This is a genomic window from Demequina gelatinilytica, from assembly GCF_000971115.1.
Taxonomy (GTDB): Bacteria; Actinomycetota; Actinomycetes; order Actinomycetales; family Demequinaceae; genus Demequina; species Demequina gelatinilytica.
This window is the reverse complement of record NZ_BBLV01000001.1, coordinates 294153-306734: the sequence shown is the minus strand read 5'-3', so window position 1 is coordinate 306734 and position 12582 is coordinate 294153. Positions and strand designations below refer to the sequence as shown.

Below are 12582 nucleotides of genomic sequence, written 5' to 3'. Positions count from 1 at the left end.
CCTAGCGGATCGCCTCGGTGGCGGCGCGCTCGATCGCGAGCCCGGCCTCGTACTGCTCGAGCCACGCGGCGTAGCCGGCGACGTCCCCGGCGTCGGGGGCCGCCACGTCCACGGCCGCATCGGCGAACACGCGCTCGTCGAGGTAGCTCGACAGGTCGCCGCCACCGGTGCGGCGGAACTCCGCGAGCACCGCCATGCCCCACGCGCCGCCCTCGGAGGCCGTGTCGCCGACCGTGACGGGCGCGCCGATGGCCGCGGCGAGCAGGCGCTGCGCCACACCCGCGGTGCGGAACATGCCGCCGTGCGCGAACATCGAGTCGAGCTCGACGCCCTCGTCGTGCAGCACCCGCATGCCCAGGCTCAGCGTGCCGAACGCGCCGTAGAGCTGCGTGCGCATGAAGTTGGCGAGGTTGAGGCGCGAGCCGGGCGTGCGCACGAACAGCGGGCGGCCCTCGGCCAGGCCCGTGATCGGCTCGCCGGACAGGTAGTTGTAGGCGAGCAGGCCGCCGCCGTCGGCCTCACCCTCGAGCGCCGCGCGGAACAGCGCCTCGAACACCGCATCGGAGCCGCCCTCGACGCCCATCGCGGCCGCGAACTCGGTGAAGACCCCGGCCCACGTGCCCAGCTCCGATGCGCCGTTGTTGCAGTGGACCATCGCCACCAGGTCGCCCGCGGGCGTGGTGACGATGTCGAGCTCCTCGTGGACGGACTCGAGCGGCTTCTCGAGCACCACCATCGCGAAGATCGAGGTGCCGGCGGAGATGTTGCCCGTGCGCGGCGCGACCGCCTTGGTGGCGATCATGCCGGTGCCGGCGTCACCCTCCGGGGGAGCGACGAGCGCACCGGGCTGGAGCGTGCCGGTCGGGTCGAGCAGCGCGGCGCCCTCGGCCGTCAGCGTGCCGGCATCGGCACCGGCGACCAGCACCTCGGGCAGCAGCGCCGCGACGTCGAGGCCCGGCTTGCGCGCGGCGACCAGGCCCTGGAAGCGCGCGAGCATGTCCGCGTCGTAGTCGCGCGTGGCGGGGTCGATGGGGAACATCCCGGAGGCGTCGCCCACACCGAGCACCTTGCGGCCCGTGAGCCTCCAGTGGACGTAGCCCGCGAGCGTGGTGATGAACGCGAGCTCGGAGACGTGCGCCTCCTCCTCGAGGATCGCCTCGTACACGTGCGAGGCGGACCAACGCAGCGGGAAGTTGAAGCCCAGCACCTCGGTCAGCTCCGCGGCCGCGCGCTCGGTGTTGGTGTTGCGCCACGTGCGGAACGGCACCAGCAGCTCGTCGTCCGCGGAGAAGGCGAGGTAGCCGTGCATCATCGCGGACACGCCGAGCGCGCCGATGGCGGTCGGGCGCACGCCGTAGGCCTCCTCGACCTGGGCGAGCAGGTCCGCGACCGAGGCCTGGACGCCCTCCCAGATCGCGTCGATCGAGTAGGTCCACAGGCGGTCCACGAACTGGTTCTCCCACGCGTGGCTGCCGGTCGCGATGGGCTGGTGGTCCGGACCGACCAGGCACGCCTTGATGCGGGTCGAGCCGAGCTCGATGCCCAGGGAGGTCTCTCCGGCCGCGATCGCGGCCGCCACGTCGATCTGCTGGGTCTGCGTCATCGCAGCGGTCTCCTTGAGTGTTCCGGTGTGGGGCCGCACCCGGGCGCGACCTCGAAATGTGAACGGTCGACAAGACTCTAGTGCCGCATCGTCCCCTCCCGTCGCACCCTAGGTCCCGTACGGCAGCCGCGCCACCGCGCACGGCCCGTCTCCCCACCCCTCGGCAGGCGGCGACATGCCAGGTAGCCTGGCTCGGTGACCACCCGCAAGGACCGTCCTCGCATCGCCCTGTCGCTCGGCAGCGGAGGAGCCAGGGGATACGCGCACATCGGCGTCATCGAGGAGATCGAGGCGCGCGGCTGGGAGATCGTCGGCATCGCCGGCACGTCCATGGGCGCGCTCGTGGGAGGCCTGCATGCGGCGGGCGGGCTCGCGGAGTATCGCGCGTGGGCCGAGTCGCTGACCCGGCGCGAGGTGCTGCGGATGATGGACCCCGCCTTCAAGGGCGCCGGGGCCATCCGCGCCGACCGCGTGATGCGCAAGATCGACGAGATCCTCGACGGCCGGCTCATCGAGCACCTCCCCATCCCGTACACCGCGGTCGCGACGGACCTGCTCTCGCAGTCCGAGGTGTGGTTCACCGAGGGCCCGGTGGTCGACGCGATCCGTGCCTCGATCGCGATCCCCATGGTGATCACGCCCGTGCGCCGCGACGGACGGCTGCTCGCCGACGGCGGCATCCTCAACCCCGTCCCCGTGGTGCCGCTCGCCTCGATCCGCGCGGACGCGACCATCGCCGTCAACCTCGCGGGCAACGCGCGCCCGGACAACGCGCCGCTGCCGCCCGCCGAGCCCGGTGAACCGCTCATGCGCCTGCCGCGGCTGCGCCTGCCGTCGGTCCACGTCGCGGAGCCGCGCCTGCTCAGCATGATCACCCAGCGGCTGCGGGCCCGCGGCGAGGACGGGGACGATGCCGCGGTCGCCACGGGCGAGGCGCCTGCGCTCGCGGCGGTCACGGGGGAGCCGCCGGAGATCAGCACGCTCGACGTCATCGACCGCTCGCTGCAGACCCTGCAGAACACGGTTCAGCGCTACCGCCTCGCGGGCTATCCGCCGGACGTCATGGTGGACGTGCCCGCGGACGCATGCGGGGTGCTCGACTTCCACCGCGCCGCCGAGCTCATCGACGTGGGCCGCGCGCTCGCGAGCGAGGCCTTCGACGCGTGGGACGGCGCGCCGCGCTAGGCGGCCCGCGGAGAGAGCGCTCCCATGCGTGCGCACCAGGATGCTTGCCCCGCCCGGGCGCGGTGGCACCGGTCCCGCATCGGCGGGTCTAGCATGGCCTGCGGCCCCGGCGCGACCGTGCCGGATCCCGAGCCTTGGGAGGCATCCGCGTGACCCACGCCACCCCTGTCCGCGCCGGCTGGCTGCATGGCCGCATCGCGCTCCTCATCGCGTTCGCCTTCTCCGTGATGGCGGACCCCGTGTCCTCGGTCGCCTATGCGATCGAGGCGGCGCTGCGCGCGCTCGACGGCAACCTCGCGCTGCTGTTCCCCGCGATGGCGGCCGTCGTCATCGTCGTCGGGCTGGTGGTCGCGAGCTACCACCAGCTGGTCGCGCGCTTCCCGGAGGGCGGCGGCTCCGCCGCGGCGGCCGGCGGGGCGTTCGGCGAGGGCTTCGCCTTCATCCCCATGGGTGCGCTCGTGGTCGACTTCGTGCTGACCATCTCCATCTCGGTGTCGGCCGGATCCTCCGCGATCATCAGCTACGTGCCCGGCCTCGCGGAGTACCGCCTGGTGCTCGCCCTGGGCCTGCTGCTCGTGGTCGCCGGGCTGATGTGGTTCGGCCACCTGGGCCGCGCGGTGTTCGCGCTGCTCACCATCGTCTTCATCGTGGTCGCGGTCGCCGTGCTGCTGCCGGTCCCGGGCCTGCCGTCCGTCGACCCGCAGCCCATCGAGGGGCTGACGCACGGCGCGCCGATCGCGGTGGCGCTCGCCTTCCCCGTCGCCATGGCGCTCGCGACCGGCATCGAGGCGCCCTCCTCCGCGATCGCGCAGCTCGCGCAGCTGGACGATGCGGGCCGTCGCAGCTTCGGCCGCTGGGCGCTGTGGCTCACGCTGGGAATCGTCGGCACGCTCACGCTTGCGATCACCGCGGCCGTGGTGCGCCTGGGCATCCAGGTCCCGCACGAGGACACGACGCTGGTCGCCGAGCTCGCCCGTGCCGCGGACGGCCACGCGCTGTTCGCCGCGTTCCAGGCCACCACGGCGCTGCTGCTCCTGTCCGCCGCATCGTCCTCCTTCCAGGCCGGCCCCGGCCTGCTCAAGGCGCTCGCGCGCTCCGAGCACGGCGAGTCCCGCCACGGCGTGCTGCCCTCGATCCTGGGCCGCACCAACGCGCATCACGTCCCCATGGTCGGTGTGGGCGTCTTCCTGGTCGCCTCCGCCGCCGTGGTGACGCTCGCGGGCGCGCGCGACCAGAGCCTCGTGCTCTTCTACGCCGTCTCGGTGTTCGTGAGCTTCCTCATGGGCCTCCTCGCGATGGCCAAGTTCTCTCACCACGACAAGCGCCCGCTGTGGGTCGCGCTCAACCTCGTCGCGGCCGTCGCGGTCGGATTCACGCTCGTGTGCAACCTGCTGCGACCCGCGGCGCTCGGCTCGCTCGCCGCGACCGGCCTGGTGGCGGGCGCGCTCTACCTCGCCTGGGTCCGCGCCGGACGTCCGCGCGGCGCCGCGCTGGCGGTCGCCGAGTCCGAGGCGGGTCACGAGCTGGGCGACGACGCGCTCGATCCCGCGGTGACCGTGGCGGAGGCCCCGGAGGCCCCGGAGACCCCGGAGACCCCGGAGACCCCGGAGACCCCGGAGACCGCGGTGGCCGCGCGCTCCCGGACCGGCCGCACGCCACAGGGCTGACCGTGGCGCGCCGCGTCGGGCTGGTCGGTGCCACCGCCATCGGGGTGGGGTCGATGCTCGGCGCGGGCGTGTTCGTCGTGTGGGGCCCCGCGTACGCCGCCGCCGGGAACGCGCTCGGGTGGGCGGTGCTGCTCGCGGGCCTGGTCGCCGCGCTCAACGCCGGCTCGACGGCGCAGCTCGCGGCCGTCCATCCCGTCGCGGGCGGCGCATACGCCTTCGGGCGCGCGGAGCTGGGGCCGTGGCCGGGCTTCCTCGCGGGCATCGGCTTCGTGGTGGGCAAGACCGCCTCGATCGCCGCGATCGCGCTCGCGGTCGGCAGGTACCTCGCGCCCGGCCACGCCGCGCTCGTGGCGACGGCCGCCGTGGCCGCCTCGTGGGCGCTCAACTCGCGCGGCATCACGCGCACCGCTGCGGCCTCGGTGGTGCTCGCCTCCGCCGTGGTGGCCGCGCTCGTCGCGGCCGTGGTGGCCGCATCCGGCGGCCCCGAGGCGGGAGCCGCCGCCTTCGGCTGGAGCACGCCCTGGGACGATGCCGTGGGCATCGCTCAGGCGGCGGCCCTGGTGTTCTTCGCCTTCGCGGGCTACGCGCGGATCGCGACGCTCGGCGAGGAGGTGCGGGAGCCCGCACGGACCATCCCCGGCGCGATCGGCGTCGCCCTCGCCCTCGCTGCGGTGCTGTACGGAGCGCTCGCGCTCGTCCTGCCGCGCGCGCTGGGCCCCGCGCTGGCGGACGCGACGGCCGCCGTGGCCGACGCGGTCGAGGGCACGTGGCTGCCCGTCGCCGTGGTGACCACGGCGGCCGTCGCGGCCGCGTTCGGATCGCTGCTCGCGCTCACCGCGGGCGTGGGACGGACCTCCATGGCGATGGCGCGCGAACGGGACCTGCCGGGCGGGCTCGCGCGCGAGAACGGACGCGGCGTGCCCGCGCTCGCGGAGGGCGCGGCGTGCATCGCCGCGGTCGCGCTCGTGTGGGCGGGCGACCTCGCGCTCGCGATCGCGATGTCCTCGTTCGCGGTGCTGCTGTACTACGCGGTCGCCAACGTGGCGGCCTTCCGCGCCGCCGGTGCCGGCCACGTCGCGGGCTGGCGGATGCCCCGGACGGCCTCGGCGCTCGGCGCGGCGGCGTGCGTGGTGCTCATGGCGTCGCTGCCCGCGGTCGCGGTGGCATGCGCGGCGGTGCTGCTGACGCTGCTGGCCGCGGGGCGCGCCGTGCTCAGGCGAGCGCGGACGTGAGCGCGTACCCCGCAGCGGCACCCGCGAGGCCCACCGCGACCGTCGCGCTCACATAGCCCATGACTGCCCCGCGACGGCCGTCCTTCGCGAGCACCACCACGTCCACGGCGAGCGAGGAGAACGTCGACAGGCCGCCCGCGAGCCCGGTGCCCAAGGCGAACGTCCACGCGGGGGACAGGAGCGCATCGTCCCCGGCGGCGAGCACCGCGCCCAGCACCGCCGAGCCGAGCGCGTTGGCCAGGATGGTGGGCCACGGGAACGCCTTGCGCGTGTCCAGCCAGCCCAGCGAGAAGCGCACGCATGCGCCCACGCCGCAGCCCAGGATCGCGGCGACGGAGGCCCAGGCGCTCACTCGTTCTCCTCGGCGAAGACGGCCGCCTCGTCGAGCGGGGTGCGCGGACGGTCGCCCAGCCACCAGCCGAGCCACGCCGCGGCGATCGCTCCCGCGAGCGTGATCAGCAGCACGCCGATCGCGACGTCGAGCTGCTCGGAGGCCGACCATCGCAGGCACGCGATCGACGAGTACGTGGTGAAGCCGCCCAGCAGCCCGGGCCCGATGGCGGGGAACAGGGTCCACGGCCCCCGCGCCTGCGTGAACGCGACGGCCCAGGCGAGGACCAGCGACCCGAGCACGTTGATGACCCACAGGTCCCAGGGGACGGGACCGGCGGTGTCAGGGAAGACCTCGGACACGCCGATGCGCAGCGCGCCGCCCACGGCTCCGCCCACCAGGACGAGGCCCAGCTGCGCGGGCCGCGTCACCGCACGAGCCACGCGTCGGCCGCCTCCAGCTGCGCCGTGAGGGCCTTGGTGACGGCGCCCGCGACCGCGCGCTCGATCATCGCGCCGAACAGGGGCACGTGCGCGACCACATCGCCCGTCGCGAGGAGCTCGCTCGCCTCGCCGTCGGGCGTGACGCCGATCGCGCCCGCGACGTGGCCCGGTGCACCCGCGATCTCGACCGCGAAGGTGCCCACGCGGTCGTCCTCGGTGGGGGGCTCCCACACCTCGGTGTAGGTGACCGCGAGCTCGCGGCCCACCAGCGCGCGCAGCTCGGACGGGATGGACGAGGTCGGCACGTCCGCGCGCAGCGTGATCGCGCACGAACCGTCGTCGCGGACGTCGACGTCGACGTCATGCGCCTCCGTGCCCATCGCGGCGGCGCGCGCGTGCCCGAACTCGGGTGACGTGAGCATCGTCCAGACGTCGTCGAGAGCCGCGTCGAAGCGATGCATGTGAGTGATCTTCACCGGTGGAACCCCCTGCGCTCAGGCTAGCGCGCCTGCGAGGCGGCTCTAGGCTGGTGCCCGTGGCAACCCTGCGCGACACCATCGAGGAGTACGGCCCCATCTCGGATGCGGAGGCCGAGTGGCTCGCGCTGCTCGTCGCCGACTGGCAGATCATCGCCGACCTGTCCTTCGCGGACCTGGTGATGTGGCGCGAGGACGGCGAGGGCTTCGTCGCGGTCGCGCAGTGCCGGCCGTCGACGGGGCCGACGGTCCACCTGGACGATGTGGTGGGCACGCACGCGCCCGGCGGCCGCGTCGCGCATCTGCGCCGCGCGCTCGAGGAGGGCGGCATCGTGGGCTCGCGCGAGCCCCGCTGGGACGAGACGTACGCCGTGCGCGAGGACGCGCTCCCGGTGGTGATGGACGGCCGCCCCATCGCGGTGGTGACGCGAGAGGTGTCGCAGGCCGTGTCGCGCTCGTCGAGCCGGCTCGAGCTCAACTACAAGGGTGCGGCCGACGACCTGCTGCGGATGGTCACGCGCGGCGAGTTCCCCATGCACACGTCCATCACGGGGCCGCGTCGCGGCGCCCCGCGCGTGGGCGACGGCGTCCTGCGCCTCGATGCGGTCGGTCACGTGACGTACGCGTCGCCCAACGCGCTGTCCTGCTTCCACCGGCTGGGCGTGCACGGCTCGCTCATGAACAAGTCCCTGCCGCGCGTCACGAGCGAGCTGCTCGAGGACCAGGGCGTGGTGGACGAGACCCTTGCGATGGTGGTCGCCGGCCGCGCGGCCTGGCGCACCGACCTCGAGGCCAACGGCGCGGTGCTGTCGCTGCGCGCGATCCCCGTGACGGAGCATGGCGCGCGCGTGGGCGCCGTCCTGCTGTGCCGCGACGTCTCCGACGTGCGTCGCCGCGAGCGCGAGCTGGTGACCAAGGACGCGACCATCCGCGAGATCCACCATCGCGTGAAGAACAACCTGCAGACGGTCGCCGCCCTGCTGCGCCTCCAGTCGCGGCGCGTCGAGGCGCCCGAGGCGAAGGAGGCGCTCGCGGAGGCGATGCGCAGGGTCGCGACCATCGCGCTGGTGCACGAGACCCTGTCGGGCACGCTCGACGAGCTGGTCAACTTCGACGAGCTGGTGTCGCGCTCGATCCGCATGGCGGCCGACGTCGCGTCGCCCGACACCCAGGTGAGGATCGTCAACACCGGCGAGTTCGGGCTGATCCCCGCGCAGTACGCGTCGTCGCTCGCGCTCGTGGTGACCGAGCTCATCACCAACGCGGTCGAGCACGGCTTCGAGGGTCGCGCTCAGGGCACCATCACCGTGACCGCCACGCGCGACGGCCGCTCGCTCCACGTGAGCATCGAGGACGACGGCGTGGGGATCGAGGGCGAGCCGTCCGGTCTGGGGTCCCAGATCGTGCGGACCCTGGTCCAGAACGAGCTGCGCGGCACCATCGAGTGGCGCAAGCTCGAGTCAGGCTCCGTGGTGGACCTGCGCGGCAACGTCGAGGAGAGGGTCTCCGACCCCAGGCTGTAGCGCCGCGCCACCCTCCGCAATTGGTAGGCAGTTGTCGGCTCTGGAGGATCCGAGCATCACAGCGGTGCGCCATTGTCGATGCCCTCGGGGGGAGCGGTTGTCCGGGCCGCACCATCGGCGCGAGTTCTTCCAGCCTCCGCCGCGCGTGGTGCGATCCGGTGACGATCCGCGATGCCTGCGTGCGCACCGTGCGCGGCTGGCCGCCGCATCGGCGACCGACACTGAGGCACCACTGTGGCGCGAGGATCCGCGAGAACCGACCACCAGCCACCACTTCGGGGGGGGATGTCCGGACGTGCGAAGCCCCGCCGCGGCGGGGCCGGGCGGGGCTTCGAACGTGGCGGCCGAGCCGCCGGAGGACTACTTGGCGGCGCGGCGCGCGCGAGCGGCGCGGCGCTTGAGCGAACGGCGCTCGTCCTCGGACAGACCGCCCCAGACACCGGAGTCCTGGTTGTGCTCCATCGCCCACTGCAGGCAGGTGTCACGCACGGTGCAACGGCCGCAGACGGCCTTCGCGCGCTCGATCTGGCTGAGGGCCGGGCCGGTGTTGCCGACCGGGAAGAAGAGCTCGGGGTCGTCTACTTCGAGGCATGCTGCGCTGCTGCGCCAATCCATGGGGTCTCCTAGGGGGATAGCGGGGATAGCATGGCGCGACGTAGCCCGAGGGGTTTCAAAGGGGTTTCGTCGCGCCGTCGCGTTTCGACTTCATTAAGATTCGCACAAGTAACGAGAATGTTTCAAGAGGTGTTTTCTGTGGACTCGCTCACAGGGGCCGATGGCCACGACGAGACCGTGCGGCGCAAGGGGCCGAAGTCCCTGCGTGACGCGGCCCCCTCAGGCCGCTGGCGCCGTGCGGCTGCTCTCGGCATCGGTGCCGAGGCGCTCGGTCTGGGCGTCTACGGAGGAGCCTACGGCATCCACGCGCTGTCGCTTCCCGAGCCCGCCTTCGCGATCGGGCTCGCGGCCTTCTACCTGCTGGTCGCGGCAGGGCTGCTGCTGGTGGCGCGGGCCTTCGATCGTGGTGCCCGGTGGTCCGTGTCCGCCGCGCTCACCTGGCAGGCGCTGCTGACCCTCGCGGGCATCAACCTCACGGGGGTGCGGCCCGCCTACGGCATCGTGCTCGCCGTCGCGGGCGCGGGGATCGGGATCGCGGTCCTGGTCGGCGGGCGTGACGCCCTACGGCCCTCCGTCGACGGCTGAGACCCCGGCAGCGTCCGGCCTGAGCCGCGCGGCCTCCCACGCCGTCCCGGTCCTGACCGCCACGTAGCCCGCCGGGGGCGACGGCACCGCGATCCCGGGCGGCACCTGCGCCCCGAGCCCGCGCAGCCGCGCCGGGGTGGGCGCGAGCACCACCTCGACAGCGGCACCCGGGTCCCCATGCGCGCTCACGGAGGCGGACGCGCCGGCACGGCGGAGCGCCTCGGCCACCGCCTCGCGTCCGGCTTCGGGAGGGCCCACCACCACAACGGCACCGGCGCCGGGCAACCACGGTCGGGCACGGTCGCCGATCACCCCGAGAGCCCCGGCCGGCAGGTCCGCGGGGCACACGAGGGGATGGACCAGCACGCGGGGCGGCGCCCCGGCCGCAAGGCCGATGCGGCACTCGCCCGCGCCCCGCGCGGCGATCGCGACGCCTCGGCCGGGCTCGGGGACCAGCGAGGCGAGCGGCGGCGGCACGCCCCACAGCACCTGCTCCACGCGATCGAGGCCCGTGAGCACCACGACGAGCCCCGCACGCGACGCCCACCGCGCGCCCCACCCGGGCCCACCCGACAGCGCGAGCGGCACCGAGCGTGCGAGCGACTCGAGAGCGTCGCCTGCACCCCGCATCCATGGATCCAGCTCCTCGCACGCGCGGTCCGCGTCATCCACAAGCAGCGCGGGGATCCTGGAGGTGGGCGCGAGCGCGAGCGTGCGCGCCGCCTCGCGAGGGTCGCGGGGCAGGCTCACGGCCCCGGGCACGGCCGCTGCTGCCGCCGCGAGGGCGGCCGAGCGGCCCGAGCCGCGCGGACCGACCACCACGAGCGGTCCTGAGGCCGGGTCCCACCGCAAGGGCTCCCGGGCGCGCTCGGCGGGCAGGTCGATCCATCCGAGCGCTCCCGGCGCCGGTCGCTCGTCCCCGCGCAGGGGGTCGAGCCAGAGACGCGGCGGCCGTGCGGCACCGGCCCATCGGACGGTGGCGGCGTGGACCAGCCCGGCCCCGGCGGGTTCGGGTCGGGCCCGCGGGCGCGCCGGCGGGCGGGCCTGCGCGAGGGGGAGCGCCGTCTGCATGGCGACCCGGGCGTACGGGGTGACCACCACCGCACGCCCGGGAGCGGATGCGGGCAACGCCGCCGCGCTCGCGTCACCCACCAGGTCCTGCGACTCGGCGGCGTTCGCGGTGCGCAGCGCGATCACGGTCGAGACGTTGGCGCGGATCGCCGGTGTCACCACGCCCGCGGGGCGCTGGGTCGCGAGCACCAGGTGCATGCCGAGCGATCGTCCCTGCGCGGCGAGCCGTGCGAGCTCGGGCAGGAATCCGGGATCCATCGCGCCGAGCTCCTGGAACTCGTCGACCACCACGAGCAGGCGCGGGGGCGGCCGGTCGGAGGGGTCGCGCGCGACCCACTGCGCCCAGGACGCGCACCCGGCACGCGCGAGCGCGGCCTTGCGCTGCCGCAGCTCATGCGCGAGCCCCAGCAGCGCACGCCGTGCGGACGCCGGCTCGAGGTCGGTGAGAAGCCCGCACGTATGGGGCAGCGCCGCGCAGGGCCCGAGGCCCGCGCCGCCCTTGAGGTCGATGAGCGCGACCGCGAGCCTCGCGGGTGCATGCCCGTGAGCGAGGCCCGCGACGAGGGTCTCGAGGAGCGCAGACTTCCCCGCACCGGTGGTGCCCGCGACGAGCGCATGCGGTCCGTCCCGGTCGAGGTCGAGGACCACGGGTCCGTCGAGACCGCGTCCCAGCGCCGTCGCGAACGGCGCGCCGGCGGTCGGGTCCTCCGCCGCGGGGCCAGGCTCGAGCTCCGCCCATCGCACCATGCGAGGCAGCGCCTCCTGGTGCGCCGCGCATCGTGCACGTGCGCGCACGTCAGCGGTCTCGCGCGACACGATGCTCGGCGACCACGCGCGCTCGCGACCATCCACGGCGATGGTCCTCGCGTCGACGTCGATCACGCAGCGCGCCTCGGAAGGCGGGGAACCGTCGGGAGGCAGCACCGTCACCGCACCGTCCGGCAGCCGTGATCCGCACCACCGCATCCAGGGCTCGTCGAGGCGTGGGGGCAGCGCCTCGCCGCGCGCGACGGCGAGCGCACGCGCGGCTCCCCGTGCCCGATGAGGCGTGCCGCGGATCGCGATGGGGAGGGGCAGGTCCGCGAGCAGCTCGGCGCCCACCGGCTCCGGCGGACGCGGTGCGCGGGCCCTCACCATGGCGGCGCCCGTGAGCGCGAGCGGTGCCGCGAGCGCGATCGCCGCGATCTCCCACCGTCCGGTGGCGACCGCGAGGGCGAGCGCCCCGGCCGCGCCGCCCAGGAGCCCCACGAGCATCGGAGCCTGACGCGCGCCCGCCGGGTGCGGGCGCGGGGTCTTATCGGCATCGTGCCCCGGCTCGACCCACCTGAGCGCAGTGTCCCCGGCGAGCACCAGGTCGCCCGCACGCAGGCGACGACCGATGCGCCCCACGCGGCGTCGCCGCGCCCCGCGGACCAGGAACGTCCCGTTGCGGGAGCCGAGGTCGCGCGCCCGCCCGGTCGCGTCGAGCGAGAGGTGCCGACGGCTCAGCCGCGGGTCCGCGAGCGCGAGCGCGCCCTCGCGCCCCACCTCTGCGGCGCCGTGGGCCACCTCGAGCAGCGCGCCGGCGTCGGGTCCTGCGACGACCGCGAGGTGAGGGCCGGTCGGGGGGACCGTGGGCGGTCCGGGTGCCGAGCGGAGCAGGGCACCCTGCACCAGCGGCGCCACGCCCGCGCGATGCCCGGGATCCAGGAGGGTCCCGCCGCACCAGACCGCCGCCGGTGCGCGGGCGATCCTCAGCACCTCCGCGAGCGGGGTGCCTGGATCCACCTCGACGTCGCCTGCGTCCTCGATCGTCACGTCCATGCCGCCAGGCAAGCGCCGATGGGCGCCGTCGGGGGAGCCCGCCGCGCG

At 74.8% G+C, this 12582-nt stretch carries 11 protein-coding genes; 5 read left to right on the top strand and 6 right to left on the bottom strand.

The genetic code is table 11. The features are described from left to right. Position 1: 1 nt before the first annotated feature. Positions 2-1603, bottom strand: coding sequence for a xylulokinase (locus AOM00_RS01395; RefSeq protein ID WP_062516074.1), 1602 nt, complete (start codon positions 1601-1603; stop codon positions 2-4). Between the two features lie 195 nt (positions 1604-1798). Between AOM00_RS01395 and AOM00_RS01390 the strand changes: the two genes are divergently transcribed. The 3 genes from AOM00_RS01390 to AOM00_RS01380 all read left to right on the top strand — a co-directional run bounded on the left by AOM00_RS01390 (position 1799) and on the right by AOM00_RS01380 (position 5687). Beyond that, positions 1799-2788, top strand: coding sequence for a patatin-like phospholipase family protein (locus AOM00_RS01390; RefSeq protein ID WP_062516073.1), 990 nt, complete (start codon positions 1799-1801; stop codon positions 2786-2788). Positions 2789-2937: 149 nt separating this feature from the next. Next, complete coding sequence (locus AOM00_RS01385) at positions 2938-4455, top strand: amino acid permease (protein WP_228373367.1); 1518 nt, start codon at positions 2938-2940, stop codon at positions 4453-4455. A gap of 2 nt (positions 4456-4457) precedes the next feature. Then, complete coding sequence (locus AOM00_RS01380; RefSeq protein ID WP_228373366.1) at positions 4458-5687, top strand: APC family permease; 1230 nt, start codon at positions 4458-4460, stop codon at positions 5685-5687. Here the strand turns inward: AOM00_RS01380 and AOM00_RS01375 are convergent. From AOM00_RS01375 to AOM00_RS01365, 3 genes are read right to left on the bottom strand one after another with little or no spacing between them, the layout of a single operon-like run. Further along, positions 5668-6039, bottom strand: a complete 372-nt coding sequence (locus tag AOM00_RS01375) for a FluC/FEX family fluoride channel (protein ID WP_062516072.1) — start codon at positions 6037-6039, stop codon at positions 5668-5670. The two genes, AOM00_RS01380 and AOM00_RS01375, sit on opposite strands and share 20 nt — an antisense overlap. After that, positions 6036-6461, bottom strand: coding sequence for a fluoride efflux transporter FluC (locus AOM00_RS01370; protein ID WP_062516071.1), 426 nt, complete (start codon positions 6459-6461; stop codon positions 6036-6038). Before AOM00_RS01370 ends, AOM00_RS01375 begins: the two co-directional genes overlap by 4 nt. Continuing rightward, positions 6446-6937, bottom strand: coding sequence for a DUF2505 domain-containing protein (locus AOM00_RS01365; RefSeq protein ID WP_062516070.1), 492 nt, complete (start codon positions 6935-6937; stop codon positions 6446-6448). The genes AOM00_RS01370 and AOM00_RS01365 overlap by 16 nt, the downstream gene beginning before the upstream one ends. Positions 6938-6996: 59 nt before the next feature. Between AOM00_RS01365 and AOM00_RS01360 the strand changes: the two genes are divergently transcribed. Then, positions 6997-8460 carry a sensor histidine kinase gene (locus AOM00_RS01360; protein WP_062516069.1) on the top strand — a complete coding sequence of 488 codons (1464 nt, stop codon included), beginning with the start codon at positions 6997-6999 and terminating at the stop codon, positions 8458-8460. A 360-nt stretch (positions 8461-8820) separates the two neighbouring features. On the opposite strand, the gene AOM00_RS01355 is transcribed toward AOM00_RS01360, so the two are convergent. Further along, positions 8821-9075, bottom strand: a complete 255-nt coding sequence (locus AOM00_RS01355; RefSeq protein ID WP_062302829.1) for a WhiB family transcriptional regulator — start codon at positions 9073-9075, stop codon at positions 8821-8823. Positions 9076-9213: 138 nt separating this feature from the next. Between AOM00_RS01355 and AOM00_RS01350 the strand changes: the two genes are divergently transcribed. Next, the gene (locus AOM00_RS01350; RefSeq protein WP_062516068.1) at positions 9214-9660 is read left to right on the top strand and encodes a hypothetical protein; all 447 of its coding nucleotides are present in this window, start codon (positions 9214-9216) and stop codon (positions 9658-9660) included. On the opposite strand, the gene AOM00_RS01345 is transcribed toward AOM00_RS01350, so the two are convergent. Then, the gene (locus AOM00_RS01345; RefSeq protein ID WP_062516067.1) at positions 9637-12534 is read right to left on the bottom strand and encodes an FtsK/SpoIIIE domain-containing protein; all 2898 of its coding nucleotides are present in this window, start codon (positions 12532-12534) and stop codon (positions 9637-9639) included. The genes AOM00_RS01350 and AOM00_RS01345 overlap by 24 nt on opposite strands. Positions 12535-12582: the final 48 nt, after the last annotated feature.